The organism is Clostridium pacaense (genome assembly GCF_020709765.2).
Taxonomy (GTDB): domain Bacteria; phylum Bacillota; class Clostridia; order Lachnospirales; family Lachnospiraceae; genus Enterocloster; species Enterocloster hominis.
The window spans coordinates 1-20116 of sequence record NZ_JAJFEB020000028.1 but is presented as its reverse complement, the minus strand read 5'-3'; the positions used below and the strand labels follow the sequence as shown (position 1 = coordinate 20116).

General features: G+C 52.3%; 17 protein-coding genes. 4 read left to right on the top strand and 13 right to left on the bottom strand.

What is annotated here, in order from left to right; genetic code table 11:
* The 7 genes from LK536_RS55825 to thrC all read right to left on the bottom strand — a co-directional run bounded on the left by LK536_RS55825 (nt 1) and on the right by thrC (nt 11197).
* Nucleotides 1–729 (bottom strand): polysaccharide deacetylase family protein, encoded by a 729-nt coding sequence (locus LK536_RS55825; RefSeq protein WP_227797131.1) that lies wholly within the window; start codon nt 727–729, stop codon nt 1–3.
* A 179-nt stretch (nt 730–908) separates the two neighbouring features.
* A complete protein-coding gene (locus tag LK536_RS55820; protein WP_227797132.1) occupies nt 909–2837 on the bottom strand; it encodes a GH25 family lysozyme in 1929 nt (642 codons plus the stop codon).
* 79 nt (nt 2838–2916) lie between these two features.
* Entirely contained in the window at nt 2917–3990 is a 1074-nt protein-coding gene (locus LK536_RS55815; RefSeq protein WP_227797133.1) for a PspC-like choline-binding domain-containing protein, read from the bottom strand.
* A 105-nt stretch (nt 3991–4095) separates the two neighbouring features.
* Nucleotides 4096–5967 (bottom strand): phosphotransferase, encoded by a 1872-nt coding sequence (locus LK536_RS55810; protein ID WP_227797134.1) that lies wholly within the window; start codon nt 5965–5967, stop codon nt 4096–4098.
* Nucleotides 5968–6302: 335 nt separating this feature from the next.
* Entirely contained in the window at nt 6303–8417 is a 2115-nt protein-coding gene (locus LK536_RS55805) for a glutamine synthetase III family protein (protein WP_025485373.1), read from the bottom strand.
* Nucleotides 8418–8717: 300 nt separating this feature from the next.
* Nucleotides 8718–9581 carry a class II fructose-1,6-bisphosphate aldolase gene (gene fba / locus LK536_RS55800; RefSeq protein ID WP_008720067.1) on the bottom strand — a complete coding sequence of 288 codons (864 nt, stop codon included), beginning with the start codon at nt 9579–9581 and terminating at the stop codon, nt 8718–8720.
* A gap of 122 nt (nt 9582–9703) precedes the next feature.
* Nucleotides 9704–11197, bottom strand: coding sequence for a threonine synthase (thrC, locus tag LK536_RS55795; protein ID WP_227797135.1), 1494 nt, complete (start codon nt 11195–11197; stop codon nt 9704–9706).
* Between the two features lie 257 nt (nt 11198–11454).
* Between thrC and LK536_RS55790 the strand changes: the two genes are divergently transcribed.
* Nucleotides 11455–12300: a PD-(D/E)XK nuclease family transposase gene (locus LK536_RS55790; protein WP_227797136.1), complete on the top strand. Its 846-nt coding sequence runs from the start codon at nt 11455–11457 to the stop codon at nt 12298–12300.
* Between the two features lie 168 nt (nt 12301–12468).
* On the top strand, nt 12469–13194 hold the full coding sequence (gene sfsA, locus LK536_RS55785; RefSeq protein ID WP_227797137.1) for a DNA/RNA nuclease SfsA: 726 nt from the start codon (nt 12469–12471) through the stop codon (nt 13192–13194).
* 253 nt (nt 13195–13447) lie between these two features.
* On the opposite strand, the gene LK536_RS55780 is transcribed toward sfsA, so the two are convergent.
* Nucleotides 13448–13906, bottom strand: a complete 459-nt coding sequence (locus LK536_RS55780; RefSeq protein WP_227797138.1) for a hypothetical protein — start codon at nt 13904–13906, stop codon at nt 13448–13450.
* A gap of 133 nt (nt 13907–14039) precedes the next feature.
* On the opposite strand from LK536_RS55780, the gene LK536_RS55775 reads away from it, so the two are divergent.
* Complete coding sequence (locus LK536_RS55775; protein ID WP_008720073.1) at nt 14040–14279, top strand: FeoA family protein; 240 nt, start codon at nt 14040–14042, stop codon at nt 14277–14279.
* A gap of 84 nt (nt 14280–14363) precedes the next feature.
* Here the strand turns inward: LK536_RS55775 and LK536_RS55770 are convergent, their stop codons facing one another.
* From LK536_RS55770 to LK536_RS55750, 5 genes are read right to left on the bottom strand one after another with little or no spacing between them, the layout of a single operon-like run.
* The gene (locus LK536_RS55770; RefSeq protein WP_227797139.1) at nt 14364–15251 is read right to left on the bottom strand and encodes a dihydrodipicolinate synthase family protein; all 888 of its coding nucleotides are present in this window, start codon (nt 15249–15251) and stop codon (nt 14364–14366) included.
* An 11-nt stretch (nt 15252–15262) separates the two neighbouring features.
* Nucleotides 15263–16153: a fumarylacetoacetate hydrolase family protein gene (locus LK536_RS55765; RefSeq protein ID WP_227797140.1), complete on the bottom strand. Its 891-nt coding sequence runs from the start codon at nt 16151–16153 to the stop codon at nt 15263–15265.
* Nucleotides 16154–16190: 37 nt separating this feature from the next.
* Nucleotides 16191–17354, bottom strand: coding sequence for a UxaA family hydrolase (locus LK536_RS55760; RefSeq protein WP_120055621.1), 1164 nt, complete (start codon nt 17352–17354; stop codon nt 16191–16193).
* Between the two features lie 39 nt (nt 17355–17393).
* A complete protein-coding gene (locus LK536_RS55755) occupies nt 17394–17687 on the bottom strand; it encodes a UxaA family hydrolase (RefSeq protein ID WP_227797141.1) in 294 nt (97 codons plus the stop codon).
* 31 nt (nt 17688–17718) lie between these two features.
* On the bottom strand, nt 17719–18675 hold the full coding sequence (locus LK536_RS55750) for a 2-keto-3-deoxygluconate permease (RefSeq protein ID WP_025485364.1): 957 nt from the start codon (nt 18673–18675) through the stop codon (nt 17719–17721).
* Between the two features lie 220 nt (nt 18676–18895).
* On the opposite strand from LK536_RS55750, the gene LK536_RS55745 reads away from it, so the two are divergent.
* Nucleotides 18896–19687, top strand: a complete 792-nt coding sequence (locus tag LK536_RS55745; RefSeq protein ID WP_227797142.1) for an IclR family transcriptional regulator — start codon at nt 18896–18898, stop codon at nt 19685–19687.
* Nucleotides 19688–20116: the final 429 nt, after the last annotated feature.

The window sequence follows — 20116 nt, the reverse complement described above, 5'->3', positions numbered from 1 at the left end:
TCAATCAATCAGCAGTTCATCAACCGTAACAAAAGTATATCCCTGCCTGGTAAGCGTGTCAACCAGTTCCAGCGCAGCCTGTACCGAAGTGGGAAAAATATCATGCATTAATATAATATCCCCATCCTCCACATCTTTCAAGACCCGTTTCACAATCTTATTCTTATTCCTCAGTTTCCAGTCCAGGGAATCCACGGACCACAGCACCGTGGTCATGCCCACGTCGCACTCCAGTTCCTCATTCCAGTCCCCAAAGGGCGGCCTCATGTATTGCGGCCGTTCCCCGGTTATGTCCTCTATCATCATGCTGGTCCTGTCCACGGCCTGGCACACGGACCTGGCCCCGGCCTTGGTCAGCTGGACATGGCTGAAGCTGTGGTTTCCAATCAGATGGCCGTCATCATGCATCCGCTTCACCAGCTCTTCATTGCCCTCTATGTTCTGTCCCATCAGGAAAAATGTGGCCCTGACGCCCCTTTCCTTCAGACCGTCCAGCAGCTGGGCGGTATACTCCTTATGGGGACCGTCGTCAAATGTAAGGGCCACGCATTTGCCCTCAAGCCCTTTGGCCCGCTCCATGGTCTCCCCGCCCTCCTGGACCCACGCCCCATTCCCTGCCGCGGCATGGACCGGCCGGTTTCCCAGGACAGTACGGCACAGTCCCCCAAGAAGAATCACGTCCGCCGCACAGACAACAGCCAGAAGTTTTACTTTATTTCCCAGTTTCACCTTATGCCCTCTTTCACCTGATGCCCTTTATCTATCCAGTATATGTCAGGAGTGGAAGGAAAAATGCATGGGATTCTGAAACGGGGTGGATTCCTGCATCATAGCAAGAATCCACCCCGTCATGGCGTCCTTCACGGACACTGCTTTTCGAGTCATTTCATGTGTATGTCACCGTATCCCTATCCCACCGGAGTAATGACTACCCCTGGGCCGCCGGATTTCCCGCTGGGGGAACTGCCCTGCGTCTGGCCGGACTGGCTTTCGCCCGGTGCGGTACCGGCCTGGGCATTGCCGGACTGGGCGCTGCCGCCCGGTTGGGCACTGCCCGGCTGTGTGCTGCCCGGCTGGACGCTTCCTGGCTGGGCGCTTCCTGGCTGAGCGCTTCCTGCCTGGGAATTGCCACCCTGGGCACTATCTCCCGGCTGGGCGCTTCCGCCGCCCTGGGCACCATCTCCCGGCTGGCCCCCGGCGCCGTCCTGGCCGCCTGCATTTTCCTGTACCTGGCCCAGCACACCGTCAGGGCCGGCCTGATAGCTGGTCCCATTGATGTCAACCACGGTGTTTGCCGCCATCCTGCCGGTGGATGGATCCATATAGTAATGGAGGCCGTTTACATCAATCATGCCCTTTGCCATACGGCCTGAGCCTTCAAAGTAATACCATGCGCCGTCCATCTCGCGCCAGCCGGTTGCCATGGCGCCTGAACCCCTGAGGTAGTATTTCTCCCCGGCATCCTCCAGCCATCCGGTCTGCATGGCCCCCTGACCGTCGGCATAGTACCAGGTTCCGTTGTCGTTAATCCAGCCCTTGGACAGGACGCCTGTGTTATCCAGATAATACCACGTTCCGTTCTGGTTGGTCCAGCCCTTGGCCATGGCTCCTGAGTTCTCCAGGAAGTATCTTCTTCCGTTGTCGTCCAGCCATCCGGTCTGCATCACGCCCTGGCTGTCAGCATAGTACCAGGTTCCCTTATCATCTATCCAGCCCTTGGACAGGGCGCCTGAACTGCCAAAGTAATACCACTTGCTGTTGTCGGACTTCCAGCCCGTTATCATGCGGCCCGTACTGTCATCCAGGTAATATCTCTTATCTGAAAGGGTAAGCCAGCCCCTGGATGCAAGGCCGTCCCCATCCATGTAGAACCAGCCCGTGCCGTCGTCAATCCAGCTGTTCTTCTGTTTTACGTAGTTCTGGTAATAATAGGTCTTTCCCTGGATGGTCCTCCAGGTATTGCCTGGAATCACCGTTGTAAAATCCTTAAACTGGAAATCAATGTCCACATTCCCGCTGATTCCGTTGACCGCGCCCGTACTGGTGGCCTGCCACATGACCGGGTTCTGATATGCCGGTTTTGCGGAGTAACGGGCAACCCAAACAGGATAATTCATCTTGCCCATGTCTAATTTGTTGGCCAGCCAGTTGTCATTGGCATAAATGATAGGATAATAGCCTGCTTCGGATATACGCCCGCAGAACGCATTGGCGATTGCCGCCAGTTCATCCTTTGACAGGGCGCCCTGGGTGGAGTCCTCCATGTCAAATGCAACCGGATAGGATACCGGATAATCGTGGATCAGGTCCAGGACAAAATTCGCCTCGTCCACCGCCATCTCCGGCGTGGTGGCAAGGGAATAGATATAGACCCCCACCTTAACCCCTGCCGCGCTGGCCTGCTGTATGTTCCTGTGGAAATATGGGTCCACCGCGCCCTTGGAGCGGGTTCCCAGCATGACAAAGGACACATCGTCCGCAGCCACCTGGCCCCAGTTAATATCCCCCTGCCACCTGGATACGTCGATTCCCCTGAACAACACGCTGCTGATGGATGTGCCGTCCGGCATCTGGTATGTGCCATTTACCTTTTTCCAGGCATTGGGGTTGGTCGTGGAAGAGCCTGAGGAAGCCGCTCCCGTATTTCCCGTGCTTCCGGTGGTACCCGCGGCGGGCTGCCCGGGGCCTCCGGGGCCTGGTGATGAGACAACCGGGGCCGATGTCTCGCCCGGTCCGATGGCCAGTGCGGTGCCCGCGGGAAGAATGGTGCCCGCGCTTATGATTCCCGCCATGGCAAGTGCCTGGCAGCGTCTTATCATGTGCATCTTGTTTTTCATACATTTCTCCTTATATAAAAATACGGGGGATGCTCAGCCGTCCGCTGTGACATCCCCCGTATCATGATCTGATTTACCGTCAGCCTGGTCCGTCTGTCCTTCCGGCCTGCAGGCTCCCTGAGGAGCTTCCGCCAGGCGAGTTGCTTGTGGAATTATTTCCGGAACTGCTTCCGGGAGTCCCACCGGACGTGCCGCCAGGTCCGTTGCTGCTGATGCCTGAGGAACCGCCTGACGCGCCCGGACCGCCGCTTGTGCCGATGGAACTGTTGTTAACAGTACCCGGAGTCTGGGCCGATACACCGCCGGCGTTCTGGCATATGCCGCTGGCGTCAAAGGTGTACTGCGTTCCGTTGATGGTTGCCGTGGTGCCTGCAATCATCCTTCCTTCATTGGCAGGGTTCAGATAGTAATACTTGCCGTCCAGCTGAATCCAGCCAGTCATCATATGGCCGTTGCTGTTAAAATAATACCATGAGCCATCAATCTGCTTCCAGCCCGTGGACATCTTACCATTACTCATATCCATGTAGTACTTGTTGCCGTCGCTGTCACTGAGCCATCCAATCAGCATGCGCCCGTCCGTGTTCAGGTAGAAATAATCCTTGTCCACCTTGGCCCATCCGGTCATCATCTTGCCGTCCGTGCCGAACAGGTACCAATTGTCCTTAATCTGTGCCCAGGAATTCACGACGCACTTGCCGTTGCTCTGGAAATAGTACCAGGCCCCGTCCATCTCGCGCCAGCCCGTTGCCATGGTCCCGTTACCGCGCATGAAATAAAAGTCGCTGGTGGTTCCATTGCTGATTTTCAGCCAGCCGGTTACCATGGTTCCGTCATTCAGCAGGTAGTACCACTTGCCTTCTTCCGGGTTCACCCAGCCCGTTGCCATGATGCCGCTGGGCTTAAAGAAATACCACTTACCGTCAATCTGTTTGAAATCCTTTGTCATATAACCAGTGGACGGGTCCATGTAATACCATCCCTCACTGGTCTGCAGCCATCCTGTGTATACCTGGCCGTTGTCGACATAGGTCCAGTTGTCATTTGATTTTGTCCAGCTGCCGGCGGCATAGCTGGTAAATGCGCTCCCCAATGCCATGGCCCCAATCATACCGGCTGCTGCGACAGCTGTCCAGTACCTTTTATGTCCCATGTGTCATCCTCCTCGCCTCTTATATCCAGTTGGGGACAATATTCCCCAGTTTTCCACATATTTTTGATTATAGCACAATCCCATATGCTTTTGATAACATTTTTATTACAATTTCCGTAATTTCCTATAATATTTCTTTGCGTACCGGTACATGATGATGGTGTACTCTCCGAATTCATCTCCCAGCGCACTCTTGTATACAGCCCACAGGCTCCACAGGAAACCGCCCAGGGCAGCATATGCATAGACGGCAAAATACTCGTCTTTTGTAGGTTCCCTCTGAAGGTAAATGGCCAGAAGCTTCTCCATGTCCGCCTCATCATAGTAAGAGTAGATAGCGCACATGGACACATCCATGATGGGATCGCACATGCCGGCATACTCCCAGTCCAGAAGTTTTACACCGCCGTCCCCGAGGAACAGGAAGTTATCCACATTGGCGTCAATATGGCTCAGGCATTTGGGGCGGTCCATGGCGTCCATGCGGTCCATGAGCCAGTCCATCCACCCCCGCACCTCCTGGTAGTCCTCGAACAGGATGCCGCCATGGCTGCTGCACAGCTTTTCATAAAAATCAATCCGTTCCCGGATGTCAAAATCATGTCCCACCGTGATGCCTGACTGATGGAGCCTGCGCACCATTTCCATGCACCGGTCCATGTCGGACCAGTCCGAGGCGTCTGCATTCCTGGCCCCCTCGTAATACTCGGCTATCTTGTAACCGGTCCGGTCGTTCATATAAATCACATGCTCGGTAATACCAAGGCAGGCCACGGCGTCATAAACCTGTTTTTCCTGCTTCCTGTTAATAAGAAGCTCTGTGCCCGGACCAGGGATGCGGCAGATACAGTGGCGCTCCCCTACCTTGAACAGGAAGGACTTATTGGTCATGCCGGACTTCAGGCAGCGTATATCCTTAATCTGGGATTCAGGCACCTTAAATACCTCGGCCACCAGCTTCATGGCCGCGTTGTCGGAGTGGTTCTGATACCTGGGGTCGAATAAGCGCAGTTCTTCCAGGTTCTCGAACTCATACACCTGATTGTCGGGCTGGCGGTTTGCATCCATTTCAATCTCATCCCAATGGGCGGGGGACAGGCCGCTGGCCCTCACGGCCTCGTTAAGCAGCTCCCCATCCTCCTGTTCCAGGCGGCGCCTGGCCTCGCCTGAGAGCATGTCCACGTATACCTGTTCCCAGTAGAACTGTTCCGTGCCCGGGCTTTTGTAATAGGCCTCCAGCACAGGAAGGAACCGCGCGGAGAACTCCCTGGAAAAATAGGCCGGCCCGTACATGACCCACTGGTCCCGTCCGCCTATCTTCACGTCCGTGATGCGCCCCCTCTTGTTAAAGGAAAGGCACCACTCCTTGGTCTCGCCGTCCTGATAGGCAGCGCTGTACCATGCCCCGCATTCATATGCGTGGTACATGTTCTCCCTCATCCAGTTGTCGGAGGCCAGCACATATATGTTCCGCCCTTTTAAGACCTTCCTGGACCTGTAGATGGTTGCCAAGGTGTTCTTGTCCGAATACTCAGGATTATATAGAAGCTTTACATCATATTTATCCATAAGATATTCAAACTTTTCCTTCAGATACCCCACCGCTATGGTGATATCCGTGATTCCCACCTCATGGAGCTGGCATATCTGGCGTTCTATCATGCGCTCCCCGAATACCTCCAGAAGCCCCTTGGGGGTTTCAAATGTCAGGGGAACGAACCTGGAGCCAAACCCGGCCGCTATGATTAATGCACCGTCCACCTTATACCCTTCCAAAAGACGCCGTCCTTCCCCTGTAAGCTCCCACCCGGAGCCGCCCCCGCCGTCCGTGCGCTCCGCAATGTATCCCTTTCCGATGCACTCCTTAATAAGCCCGTTAACGGTCCCCAGGGATACCTTAAGCTTTTGCGCCATCTCCCTCTGGGTGATATCCGGCTGCTCCAGCACTGTCCTGCACACAAGTCCATGTCTGTCCATCAATACAAATCCTCGCTTCCGTCCCATTTATGTTCAAAATATGTATTTAATCAAAATATATGAACATTATAGCACATCTACCGGAAAATGCAAGCCGGATCAGGACTACATGGAAAGGGCATGAAAAAGGGGCCTCCGTTCCATGACAGAAGACCCCATTTTCAAATGAATAATATATCCTAATACTCATTTCCCCTTAACCTGACAGCTGCCAATCTGCCACATATCTGATACTGCGGCGGCCAGCCTATGCTGCCAATCTGTCACATGCCTGATGCTGCAGCGGCCAGCCTATGCTGCCAATCTGCCACATACAGGATGCAGCGGCAGCCAGCCTATACTTCAAAAATCAGATCGCCGTAGCTGGGCATGGGCCACAGTTCCTTATCCACAATCATCTCCAGCTTATCTACCGGCGCCCTTAAAGCCTCCATGGCCGGAACCACCTCGCTGTGATAGGCGGTTGCCTGGGCAATCCCGCCATCCGCGCAGGCTGCCTTCTCCGTCACCTCAGCCAGCCTGGATACCGCCGCCTTCATATCGGACAGCAGGCCGGAGGTCTCCATGAGAAGTCCTGTCTGTGTGCTCACATCCGCCTCTGGGCAGGCGCCCTTGACCGCTGAAATGGATGCCGCCAGCTGTGTGGTGTACCTGATGACAGCCGGGATAATGGACTTGCTTGCCATATCGTACATGGTCCTGGCTTCTATGTTGATGGCCTTGGAAAAGTTCTCATATTCAACCTCAGCCCTGGATTCAAGCTCCGCCCTGGTGAACACGCCGAAGGCCTCGAACAGCTTCACCGCCTTATCCGTTGTCAGGGCAGGGATGGCCTCCACCATGGACCTGATGTTTGGAAGTCCTCTCTTCTCTGCCTCTGCAACCCATTCGTCAGAGTAGCCGTTTCCATTGAAGATGACCCTTCTGTGGGCTGCCAGCATTTCCTTAATCATGTCATGGACCGCCATGTCGAAGTCATCGGCCTTTTCCAGCTTATCGGCAGCTTCCTTGAACGCTTCCGCCACAATGGTGTTCAGCACGGTGTTGGGGCTTGCGATGGAATCCGAGGAACCCACCATACGGAACTCAAACTTGTTGCCTGTAAATGCAAAGGGCGAGGTCCTGTTCCTGTCCGTGGCATCCTTATCCAGGTCAGGAAGGATGTCAACCCCGGTCCTTAAGGTGCCGCCCTTCTTGGAGTGGGTTGCTTCTCCTGTGCTGCACAGCTGGTCAATCACGTCCTCCAGCTGCTCTCCCAGGAAGATGGAAATGATGGCAGGCGGCGCTTCGTTGGCACCCAGCCTGTGGTCATTGCCCACATCGGCCGCTGATTCCCGCAAAAGGTCTGCGTGGAGGTCCACTGCCTTGATGATACATGCCAGCACCAGAAGGAACTGGATGTTCTCATGAGGCGTGTCGCCCGGGTTTAAAAGGTTGGTGCCGTCATCCGCTGTCAGGGACCAGTTGTTATGCTTTCCTGAACCGTTGACGCCTGCAAATGGCTTCTCATGGAGAAGGCATGCCATGCCATGGCGGCCAGCCACCTTTTTTAGTGTCTCCATCACAATCTGGTTGTGGTCCACTGCCTGGTTCACGCCCTCATATATGGGGGCCAGTTCGTGCTGTGCAGGCGCAACCTCGTTGTGCTGCGTCTTGGCCGGGACGCCCAGCTTCCAAAGCTCTTTATTCACATCGTTCATGTAGGAACCGATCCTCTCGCGGATGGCGCCAAAGTAATGGTCCTCCAGCTCCTGCCCCTTGGGAGGCATGGCGCCGAACAGGGTGCGTCCGGTGTAAATCAGGTCCTTGCGCTGTAAATATTTTTCACGGTCAACCAGGAAGTATTCCTGCTCCGCTCCCACGGACGGCGCAACCCTTTTGGCGGTTGTGTTGCCAAAAAGTCTGAGGATCCTTAAGGCCTGCTCGTTCACCGCCTGCATGGAACGCAGCAGGGGCGTCTTTTTATCCAGGGACTCGCCTTTATAAGAACAGAAGGAGGTGGGGATGCAAAGGGTGACGCCGATGGCGTCTTCCCTTAAGAACGCAGGGGAGGTACAATCCCAGACCGTGTACCCCCTGGCCTCAAAGGTGGCGCGCAGGCCGCCTGATGGGAAGGAGGATGCATCCGGCTCGCCCTTAATCAGCTCCTTGCCGGAGAATTCCATGATTACCTTGCCATCGCTTGGGGCAGAGATAAAGGAATCATGCTTCTCAGCCGTCACGCCGGTCAGAGGCTGGAACCAGTGGGTATAGTGGGTGGCCCCCCTCTCAATTGCCCAGTCCTTCATGGCGTGCGCCACCACATCCGCAATACTGGGATCCAGTTCCGCACCGTCTTCCACTGTCTTTTTCAGCTTCTTATAAACATTTTTAGGCAGACGGTCCTTCATCACCGCATCATTGAACACATTTTTCCCGAATATCTCAGATACATTCAATACATCGCTCATAGATTCTTCCATCCTCTCTTTGATTCTTCCTTTTTGATTCTTCCTTTTGGGTTCTTCCTTTTTCCGGGCTTCCGCTTCCTTTTTCCAAAATCCTGTCATCCTGTCTAAATCCAGATACCATTTCCCGTAATTTTATTCAATCCGGCCGGATATATAACAAAAAGGTGCTCTCCCCTTGAGAGAGAACACCTTTGTTCTTTATTAAAATAAACCATTTCCTTTGAAATTGCAAGCAGTTTTTCAGGAAAACATGATTTTTATTCTAATAAGCATTATTAAGCTGTCTTAATATCTCAGGAATTAAGCCTTGCCAACAGAACCGAATAATTCCATCTTTTCTTTTACAGTTGCCTTGATTGCATCTGCGCCCGGAGCCAGCAGCTTCCTTGGGTCAAAGCCCTTGCCGCTCTGGTCCTTACCGGCCTCGATGTACTCCCTGGTAGCTGCCGCAAAGGTTAACTGGCACTCCGTGTTAACATTAATCTTGGCAACGCCCAGGCTGATTGCCTTCTTAATCATATCCTCAGGGATGCCGGTTCCGCCGTGAAGGACCAGAGGCATGTCGCCTACAGCCGCTTTCACATTCTCCAGCACGTCGAAGCGCAGGCCTGGCCAGTTCTCCGGATATTTGCCGTGGATATTGCCGATGCCTGCTGCCAGGAAGTCGATTCCCAGGTCAGCAATGGCCTTGCACTCATTGGGATCCGCGCACTCGCCAAGACCCACAACGCCGTCTTCCTCACCGCCGATGGAGCCCACCTCAGCTTCCAGGGACAGTCCCATGTTATGTGCAATCTTAACCAGTTCCTTGGTCTTCTCAATGTTCTCCTCAATTGGATAATGGGAGCCATCGAACATGATGGAGGTAAAGCCTGCCTTGATACATTTATAGCAGCCCTCGTATGAGCCGTGGTCCAGATGCAGGGCAACCGGAACCGTGATGTTCAGTTCTTCCATCATGGCCTTCACCATGGCAGATACTGTCTTAAAGCCTGTCATATACTTTCCTGCGCCCTCGGATACGCCCAGGATAACCGGAGATTTGAGTTCTTCTGCTGTCAGCAGCACGGACTTGGTCCACTCAAGGTTATTGATGTTAAACTGTCCAACTGCATACTTGCCTTCCCTAGCCTTGTCAAGCATCTCTTTTGCTGAAACTAACATTTGATACCCTCCTTATAAAGTTTGTTATTTTATTAACTATCTCACCTATTATATCGCAGCTGCGAACAAAAAGGAAGATGTTTTTTTGTAATTTATGATTCGTGCCGCATCGGAACCATGAATCAGATTCCAAGGATAGCTTTTACCGCTTCTTCCATTTTATCCACATCGCACTCTGTGTTGTGGCGGATCGGCGCGTGGCGGATTTCCTCAACCGCGGCCGGGACATCCACTCCGGACAGGCTGCTTAAGGCGTCTACCACCTCAAATCCGTCTTTGCCCCTGATGCTGTCAGGTCCGGCAATTGCTTCCATTACGCTGTCAGAGAACTTGTAGGGACTTGCCGTGGAGGCGATGACGGTCTTTGCCGTGTCGCCGCTTTCCGCCCTGTAGGCTTCATATACCGTGGCCGCAACGCCCGTATGGGTGTCAATCAGGTAACCGGTGCTGTCAAATATCCTCTTGATGGTGGCAGCATTTTCCTCCTGGGTTGCAAAGCCGCCTGCGAAATCGGACATGAATGCCTTCATATCCTCTGTGACGGTATAGCTCCCCTTCTCGGATAAATCCTGCATCAAAGCCGCGCTGGCCCCGGCGTCACAGCCGGTGCTCAGATAAATCAGGCGCTCCAGATTGCTGGAAATCAGGATATCCATGGACGGGGAATTGGTGAGGATGAAATCCCTCTTCCTGTCATAGGTTCCCGTTGTAAAGAAATCATACAGCACCTTATTGTCATTGGACGCGCAGATCAGTGTCTTAACCGGGACGCCCATGCGTTTTGCAAAGTAGGCTGCCAGGATATTGCCGAAGTTGCCTGTCGGGACCACCACATTAATCTGCTCGCCGTCTGTAATCTCCTCATTGGCCAGAAGCCTGGCATAAGCATATACATAATAAACAATCTGCGGGACCAGCCTGCCGATATTGATGGAATTGGCGGACGAGAACTGGAAGCCCCTGGAATCCAGTAAAGCCTCCAGGGACTTGTCCCCAAACAGCTTCTTCACACCGGTCTGGGCATCGTCAAAGTTGCCGTGGATTGCCACCACGCTGGTGTTGGCTCCCTTCTGGGTGCGCATCTGGAGTTCCTGTACCTTGCTGACCCCGTCCTTTGGATAAAATACAATGATACGGGTGCCAGGCACGTCGGCAAAGCCAGCCATGGCCGCCTTTCCCGTGTCGCCGGAGGTGGCTGTCAGTATCACGATTTCCTTGTCCACCTGGTTCTTCTTAGCCGCCGTTGTCATGAGATGGGGCAGGATGGAAAGGGCCATGTCCTTAAAGGCTATGGTGCTTCCGTGATATAGCTCCAGGAAATATGCGCCGTCGGCCTTTGCCAGGGGCGCAATCTCTTCTGTGTCGAATTTGCTGTCGTAGGCCTTTGCTATGCAGTCCTTAAGTTCCCCGGGACTGTAATCCGTAAGGAACAGCTTCATGACCTCGTAGGCTGTTTCCTGGTAGGTCATGGTCCCAAGCTTCTCCATTGGCACGTCAAGCTTTGGTATCTCTGTGGGCATGAACAGGCCGCCGTCCTTTGCCAGTCCCTTCAGGATGGCCATGGATGCCGGCACACCTGCTTCACCGCCCCTTGTACTCTGATAGGTTAATCCCATACTCTTGTCCTCGCTTTTATATTATGTTCACATTTATTATTGAAATATTAACACATTTCACTGGCTGGCGCAACTGAAATTCGGAACGCTTGCAGCCATCGGGGAGATATGCTACAATAAAGCCAAAGCAATACATCTTAATTATTCTATATGGCCTATCTAGGTTAAACCCGTATCTTGCTTTAAAACCCATTTATGACAAACATGCAGGATAGGAGGCAGACCTGTTCCTGCATAAGAACGAAAGAGAGGAATTTATGCAGGAAAAAGTAGGACGCAGTGAAAGCAGGCTGGAAAGCTATGAGGAAAAGCGGCAAAAGGTCAGCCAGTTCAATCTGACAAGCGATATATTCTTTGGTAAAACAGTAGAGGATATAGATGCCTGCCAGGAAGTGGTGCAGATCCTTACCAGGAAGGAGCTGAAGATTAAATCAGTGAAAACCCAATATTCCATCCGCAATGTGGAAAACCGCTCCGTGGTATTAGATGTGCTGGCTGAGGACAGGAATGGCTGTCTGGTAAATGTGGAAATGCACCCCCAGGAGGATGAAGACCATGTCCGGCGGGTCCGCTATCACCTAAGCAGCCTTGACATGAGCTATCTTGAAAAGGGAACGGATTTTGAATCCATTCCAGAGGTTTATCTGATTTATATTACGAAAAAGGATTTTATTGGAAGGAACAGAGGAATTAACGAAATAATCCGGGTTGTGGATGGAACCGGAACCGTTTTAAATAATGGGGTCCATGAGTTATATGTTAATTTTGAAGGCGCGGCAGACACGCCGGAACAAAGGGAGCTGCTGGATTATATGGTACACTCGGCTGCTGACTATGAGACTGGGACATTTCCGCATTTAGCTGCAAGGGTCAGGCTGCTGAAGGAGAAGAAGGAGGGAATTGATATTATGTGTGATATCCTTGATAGGGAACGGGCAGAAGGGAAAGCAGAGGGAATGGCGGCGGGAATAGCCGCATTCATCCTGGATAACCTGGAAGAGCATAAGACAGAGGAACAGATACTGGCAAAACTGGTAAAGAGATTTTCCCTGAGCCAGGAGGAAGCCGGGAAGTATCTGGCTGAATATATTCCAAAAGATTAATATGAGGCATGGCTGCTTTCATGCAGATTCAGCTTGATTCCTCCGGCTGGTTTCTATATAATTGAGTATCGCCTGTTTTACCACATATGTGTGGATTACAGGAATTGATATCCATCCTGATCCATATCCGGATGGCTATCCATACACTTTGACCAGGAGGAACCTTCCATGATTTACCAACATATAAAAAACGGAACCTTCATAAGCCGCCCCAACCGTTTCATAGCCCATGTGGAGCTGGAAGGGCAGACTGTTGTCTGCCATGTGAAAAATACAGGGCGGTGCAGGGAGCTGTTAATTCCCGGCGTAAAGGTAATCCTTGAATACCATCCGGATGCCGCGGCCGCCGGACGTAAGACAGAATATGACCTGATTGGGGTATATAAGGGCGGCATCCTGATTAACATGGACTCCCAGGCGCCCAACCGGGCTGCCTGGGAATGGCTGGATACGCTGGAAAGCATTCCGGGACTGCCTGGCTGGGCACCTGACAGTCTGCAGCGCGAGGTGACCCACGGTGATTCCCGGTTTGACCTGGCATTTACCCTTAATGAGATAAATGGCAGCGGGACCCGGCCTGCCTTCATGGAGGTAAAGGGGGTGACCCTGGAAACAGATGGCATGGCCATGTTCCCGGACGCGCCCACTGAGCGGGGGATTAAGCATCTTCACGGATTGGCGAAGGCGGTGCAGGAAGGTTATGAGGCCTATGTACTGTTTGTCATCCAGATGAAAGGAGTCCACGGATTCAGACCCAATGACACCACCCACCCCGCATTTGGCGATGCGCTGCGGGCCGCAGCCAGGGCCGGTGTCCATGTGCTGGCATATGACTGCACCATAACGCCGGATACCATGACGGTTGATGCTCCGGTAGCTGTAATCCTGGAATGATTCAGGTACCAGGGAACTGAGCCATGAATAGGGTTGGATGCGGTATGGAGACGGAACGTGGACTGGAGGCTGGAAACGGATGGGAGGCTGGAAACGGACAGGAGACTGGCACCAGGCAGAAGCCGGGGCTTCCACATCCATGGAAGCCCCGGTCATATAATCCGGATTCCCCGAATCCTATCCTTCGAATCATATCCTCCGGATTATATTCACTGCATCATAACCTCAAATTACATGTGCTGCAGTCAGACCTTCACATGCGGCATCCGCAACCGGAGCTGCATCTGCTGCATCCGCAGCCGGTATTGCATCTGCCACACCCACAGCCGGTATTGCATCTGTTACATCCACAGCCGGTATTACAGGAGCTGCATCCGCAGTTTCCTGCTGCTGCGGCAGAAGCCGTACGTCCTGCCGCCTGGGCGGCCGTCCTTGCAACGGATGACTGGTTGCACTGGTTATTGGCATAGAAACCTGCCATATATCCCTGCCAGTACAAATTGCAGTTGCGACAGCCGCCACCAGCAGATGCTGTGCTGGCGGTGTTCCCGGCGGTGTTTCCACAGGTTGTGTTCCCATAATAAGCTGCATTTCCATAATAATTTGCATTCTCATAACAGGTACCGTTGGCAGCACCTGCTGCGCCTGCATTCACGGCTACCCCGCCAAAATTAACCCCGCTCCCGCATTCACTACATTCACTATAATTCATATTTTAAAATCTCCTTTCAATTTGGTTGTACTCTATTATATGGGCATGTACAGAATGTGTGACAGGCTACCCCTTCCCCCCGGATAAGCGCCCTGCATATAATATAGTAACAAACCTGAACCGGTGATTTATTATGGTCTATCCTTTAAATGAACTCAATCCAGGAGAAACAGCTGAGGTGGTCTGGATCATCAGCGACCCCTATATGTCTGACAGGCTGGATTCCCTGGGTTTTTCCTTCAAGGAGCATATAACCTGCATCCTTGGCGGCCACAGGGATTCCATGTCTGCCTATCTCATACGCGGCACCCTTATTGCACTTCGCACTGAAAATGCAAAGGAGGTGCTGGTACGCTCCTTAGGGCGTGTTTGAAAATCACTTTGCTTTCTGTCAGCAATCAGGAACAGGGGCCGCAAACGCAGCCCCTGTCCAGAACATCTATCCACTTATCTTCAATTATCCCACACGTTCCATGATTGCCTTTAAACGCCCGGTTTCCGGCTCCGTGGCGCTGAGCACCGGTTTCTTGCAGCAGTCCTTCATCTGGACGCCCCTGAGGATCATTGCCTTTTTAATGGTGCCTATGAAGAATGGGTTGATATCATAGATACCCATTAATATATCCACCTTTTTCTGAAGTGCGAAGGCAGCATCCCAGTCCTTCCGGTTCACGGCATCCTGCCAGCTTACCAGCAGCTCCGGATACACATTGGACAGGGCGCCGATACAGCCCGCGCCGCCGCAGGCAGCATTGTGGATCAGGTTCTCATCAAATCCGCAGTACACCTCAAACTCAGGAAATTCTTCCCGCACCGTTGTAAGGATGCTCCTGGTATGCCCCATCTCCGATACCGAGTCCTTCAGGCCCACGATATTCCGGTGTCTGCGCAGCAGGTTCAGGACGATTTCAGGTTTCACGTCATATCCGGTCCTGGCTGGAAAGTTATAGATGTACAGCGGCCCGTCAATCTTCTCCGCCGCCTCATCATAAAACGCTTCAATGGAAGCATCGTCAATGGTAAAGTAGTAGGGGCTGATTAACATCACGCCGTCCGCACCCGCCTTAAGGGCATAGTTGCTCAGCTCCACGGTCTCCTCCATGCTGTCGCATGCGGTTCCAAAGAAAACCTTTGCCCTTTTGTTAATATATGGGACCGCCATGTCAATCAGCGTCTTTTTCTGTTCCATGCCCAGTGCATAAAATTCACCGCTGCTCCCAAGTATCAGCAGGCCTCCGATGCCGCCTCCAATCAAATGGTCGTATATGTTCTTATTGCCCTGTAAATCCAGTTCTCCATTCTCATCAAATGCAGTTACAACCGGAGTGTAAAAGTTTACTTTCATATGTTTCCTCCCTAGTCAATTATATTTGTCAGTTTACCTATCTTTTCTATCTCGCATGTTACCTGGTCGCCCTTTTTCATATAACGGGGCGGGTCATACCCCATGCCGACGCCGGAGGGGGTTCCCGTGGCAATGATGTCCCCGCACTCCAGAGTGATGCACTGGGATAATTCGGATATGAGCCATGGAATGTCATGGATGAAATTGCGCGTATTGGAGTGCTGGCGCAGCTGTCCGTTGACAAAGCTACTTACTTCCAGCTCCACGGGGAACGGCAGTTCCTCCCGGCCCACGATTACCGGCCCCATGGATGCGTATGTGTCCAGGCTCTTTCCATAAAACCACTGTCCATGCCCTGTCTGCAGGTTCCTGGATGAAATGTCATTAAATACAGAATATCCGAAGATATATTCCTCTGCCTGGCAGGGCGGTATCTTCTTTCCATCCTTGCCAATGATGACCGCCAGCTCCACCTCATAATCCAGCGCTTCATCCACATCCAGCCTGCCCTCAATCCGTCCCCCGGGACCCATAAGCCGCAGTGCCCGTTTGGAGAAATATACTGCCTTGGGCGGTTTTTTAAAGCTCTCTTTTCCAAGATGTTCCTCTGTTTCCCTCAGATGGTCTTCATAATTCACACCCACGCACAGGATATCGTGGATTGGCCGTTCAATGGGCGCAAGAAGCCTCACTGAATCCAGGTCATATGACTGTTGCCCCAAACATCCGGAAACCGGCGGCTCCGGCAAGCCGCCGGAGATACCGGCATATTTAATGAGATCCATCATATCCCCCTTCTTCAGTCCGGGAACAAGGGATGACACCGGGATTACCCGGTCCCCCTCCAAAAGGATGCCAACCTCTGCTTCCTTTCCAGGGGCAATAAACCTTATGTATTTCATGATACACCTCTTTTTATATCGTGCCACCCTTATATGGTTACATATAATTACATACCCTGGCAATGGCCATTTCCGTGTAGCCCAGGGCTTCTGCCTTGGTCAGTTTTCCGTCGGCCACCTGCTTCATTTCCGTAAACAGTTCATCCCCTAATTGCTCCAGGGTCTTCTTGCCGTAGATATAGGGGCTTGCATCAATGTCGATATTGTCGGACATGTTCGCATAGGTTACTTTATTGCCCGTTATCTTGATGACAGGGACAATGGGGTTGCCGGTAGGGGTTCCGCGGCCAGTGGAGAACAGGCATATCTGACAGCCTCCTGCAGCCATCCCGGCAACGGAAGAGGGGTCATTTCCAGGTGTGTCCATAATGACCAGGCCCATGTTTTTCTCCACCTGTTTTGCATAATCGTAAACCTCGTTGACCGGCACATGGCCGCCCTTATGGATGCAGCCCAGGGACTTTTCCTCCAGGGTCGTCAGTCCGCCTTCCATGTTGCCGGGGGACGGGTTTCCTTCCCGCACATCATGGCCCACAAGGCGGATTGCATTTTCATAATCATGTACGATCTGGTAAATCCTCTGGCTGACCCTCTCATCCTTGCCGCGCTTTGCCAGTATGTGTTCGGCGCCGATGAACTCGGTTGTCTCGGACAGGATGGAGGTCCCTCCGATTTCCGCCATGCGGTCGCTGATCTCGCCAATAAGGACATTGGAGGCAAGACCTGAGGTGGGGTCCGAACCGCCGCATTCCGTTCCGATGATCAGTTCGGACATGCCGAATTCCTCGCGGGGAAGCATGGACGCGTCCATTGTCATTTTCCTGGCGGAGCGCACCGCCTTCTCGATGGTGGCAATGGTGCCGCCGTTTTCCTGGATGATAAAATGCTCCAGTGGCTTGTTCGTGCGTTCCCTGATTGCATCCAGCACCAGATCCATCTGGCAGTTCTCACATCCCAGGGAAATGACCACGGTCCCATATACATTGGGATTGGCTGCATAACCAGCCATCACGTCCATGGTAAACTGCTGGTCCGAGGGGACCTGGGAGCATCCATTCTGATTGTTAAATGTAACAGCATTTTCCACCTGGGAAGCGATGATCCTTGTTGTATCCGAAGCACATACGCTGGCCGGGAGGATTAACACCTTATTGCGTATCCCTACCCTTCCATCCGGTCTCCTGTATCCCATAAATGTCATTTCCTTCATTGCTTTCTTATCCATTGCGTCAGCCCCCTTTTATAATTGTTCCCTGTGGTTCTCAACATTGTGCGTATGTACGTGTTCGCCTGCCTGGATATCCCTGGCAGCCAGCCCGATATGTTCCCCATACTTGACAACCGGCTCTCCCTTTTGCATGTCCCTGATTGCAAACTTGTGGTAAATGGGTATGTCCGTAACAGCCGTAACTTCCCAAAGCCCGCCGTTCTTATCCAGCCAGGCCGCTGTCTGGCCTGCCTTAACCGGTTCAATGGCAACGGCTACCGTGTCTTTTTCATCAATAATCATTGCATTCGTAATTATTTCGCTCATTCTAATCATCCTCCACCATTTGTCCTATTATTTATTCAGTTTCCAGCGGCATTTTGGGGCAGCCATACTTCTTGGCCCAGTAGCTTGTCATCAAAGGAGCGATGATTGCCGTTACCACCACGGCCGCCGCCACCTGGGTGGTTGCACCGGATACGTACGGCTCAAGAGCCGGGTCCGCCATGGCCACAACGGCCGGAACTGCCACCGCATTGCCTGCGGTTGTGGCAACTGCCCATCCGGCATATCCGGGACGCTTGCCAATCACACGGTCGCAGAACACGATGAACGCGCCGCCCACGAATACAGAGATAAGCCCCAGGATTACGCCAGGTATACCACCCTTAAGCACATTCATAAGATTGATTCCTGCTCCCAGCGTCAATCCCACAAAAGGAATCATCACAGCCCCTGCAGGGGAAACGAAATCCGCAAATTTTTTATCCATATTGCCCAGGATCATACCTACCAGGATAGGGGTCACGGTTGCAATCAGTGCCTGGATTGGAATATTGGCAAGACCGGATACCCCCATGGCAATCATGGTCATGAATGGTCCGTCATTCAGCGCCAGCAGCGCCATGGCGCCTCCGTCCACATCATCTCCGTATGTCTGCATCAGGGCCAGGTAAACGGAGCCGTTGCTGTTGGTTACGGCGCTGATGATTGCCAGTGCGGATAATCCCAGGACCCCGGCCGGACCGAATATCTTACCCGCAGCGATTCCAATCAGTGAGCCGATACAAAACTTTGAAAGCAGCAGGATTCCGCCCCGCTTCAGCACCCTTCCGATATCGCCCAGCTGCAGCGTGGTTCCCAGGCATACAAGCTGGATTCCCATGGCGGTTGCGGCGCCTGCATTGGAAAATGTTGCTGTTGTCAGGGAGCCAAGCTGCAGCGCCTGGGGGAAAAAGGTGTTTAAGACCGCGCCAATCAGAAGCGGTACAATCATCATTCCGGCAGGAACCTTTTTTAGGAAATTCATTATCATAGTTTTACCCCTCTTTTCTTTTTGTACGTATATTCGTACGATATGCGCATTCTCGTACGTCACATAAAAAGAATATATCTGATTCAAAGAAAAGTCAATATTAATTTAACATTTCGACATATCACACAAACGAATACATTTTATATTGTATATTTTTACTAGTGGCTTTCTCAAAATCCCGTCTGGTATAATAGACTCAGCAAGTTAAAAGGAGCAGACCATGCCAAATACAGAACATAAACCAACAGAGCGCGTTTTAAACATACTGGAGCTGCTGGGAACCACCCCATCCGGCCTCAGCCTTTCTGATATAGCCAAACATATCGGTTCCCCCAAAACAACCGTGGCCCCTATCCTGCACACCATGGCCAGCCGGAACTTCATCGCATTCCACAGGGACAGCAGCCTTTACACCATAGGCATCGGCGCCTACCTGGCGGGCAGTTCCTATTATGGTGAAAAGAGCATCATGCAGTTCATCAAATCAGAAATGGAATATGCGGTCAATGAAACAAACGAAATCTGCCAATTCGGAATCCGTTCCGATAACAGCGTGCTTTACATAGCAAAGGTGGACTCAAAGGAAGCCATACGCCTTGTATCCAGCGTCGGGAAACGTCTGCCCCTCTACTGTACTGCCCTTGGTAAAGCCCTGCTGTACCAGCTCCCCTTTGAAAAGGTAAGGGACTTATACCCTAACGGCCTGGAAAAGTTCACCGAATATACCATCACGGATTTTGAAACACTGGAAAAAGAGTGGGAAGAGATTAACGCCAGCAAATTCGCCCACGAAAAAAAGGAAACCGCCCTGGACATCTGCTGCTACGCAGTCCCTATCTGCTGCAACCAGAAAACCATTGCCAGCCTGTCCATCAGCGTTCCTGCCTTCCGGGACACGGAAGAAAAAGCTGTGTTGATAAAAGATGTACTTAAAAAGGTGGGAAATACAATCGAGCAGTATTTGTTTGAGAATAATTTGGATGAGAATGCGTTTTGTATTTATGAGGGGTGAGGATTTGTGGGATGAGGGCGAAGGTGCATCCGTCCGTGAGTGGAATGGGGATGGGGGCCATGGATACGGCTGCGGGGCTAGCATGTCTAAGCCTGTGGGAATCGGCGCTGGACAAGAGTCTGGCTGCCAAACTCACGCCTTGTCTTATCCAACAATTTTGTTACTGGGTTCAGACAAAGGCGCCAGACTCTTAGCACCGATTCCCACAGGCTAAGACCTGCACGCCCCTGTAGATGCATCCATCGCCCCCATCCCCATTCCACTCACCCGCTACGTATCGACAGCTTCCTGCATCACACGAATCCGGGGTGTGATTTATGAGTCTCTGCGGCGTAGTAGATACTAGTGTAGCATCTAGTTGTCAAATATACTTTAGTGTGATAACATTAAAGAAAAAGGCGGTTATTACACATGGCAAGAACAGGTTCA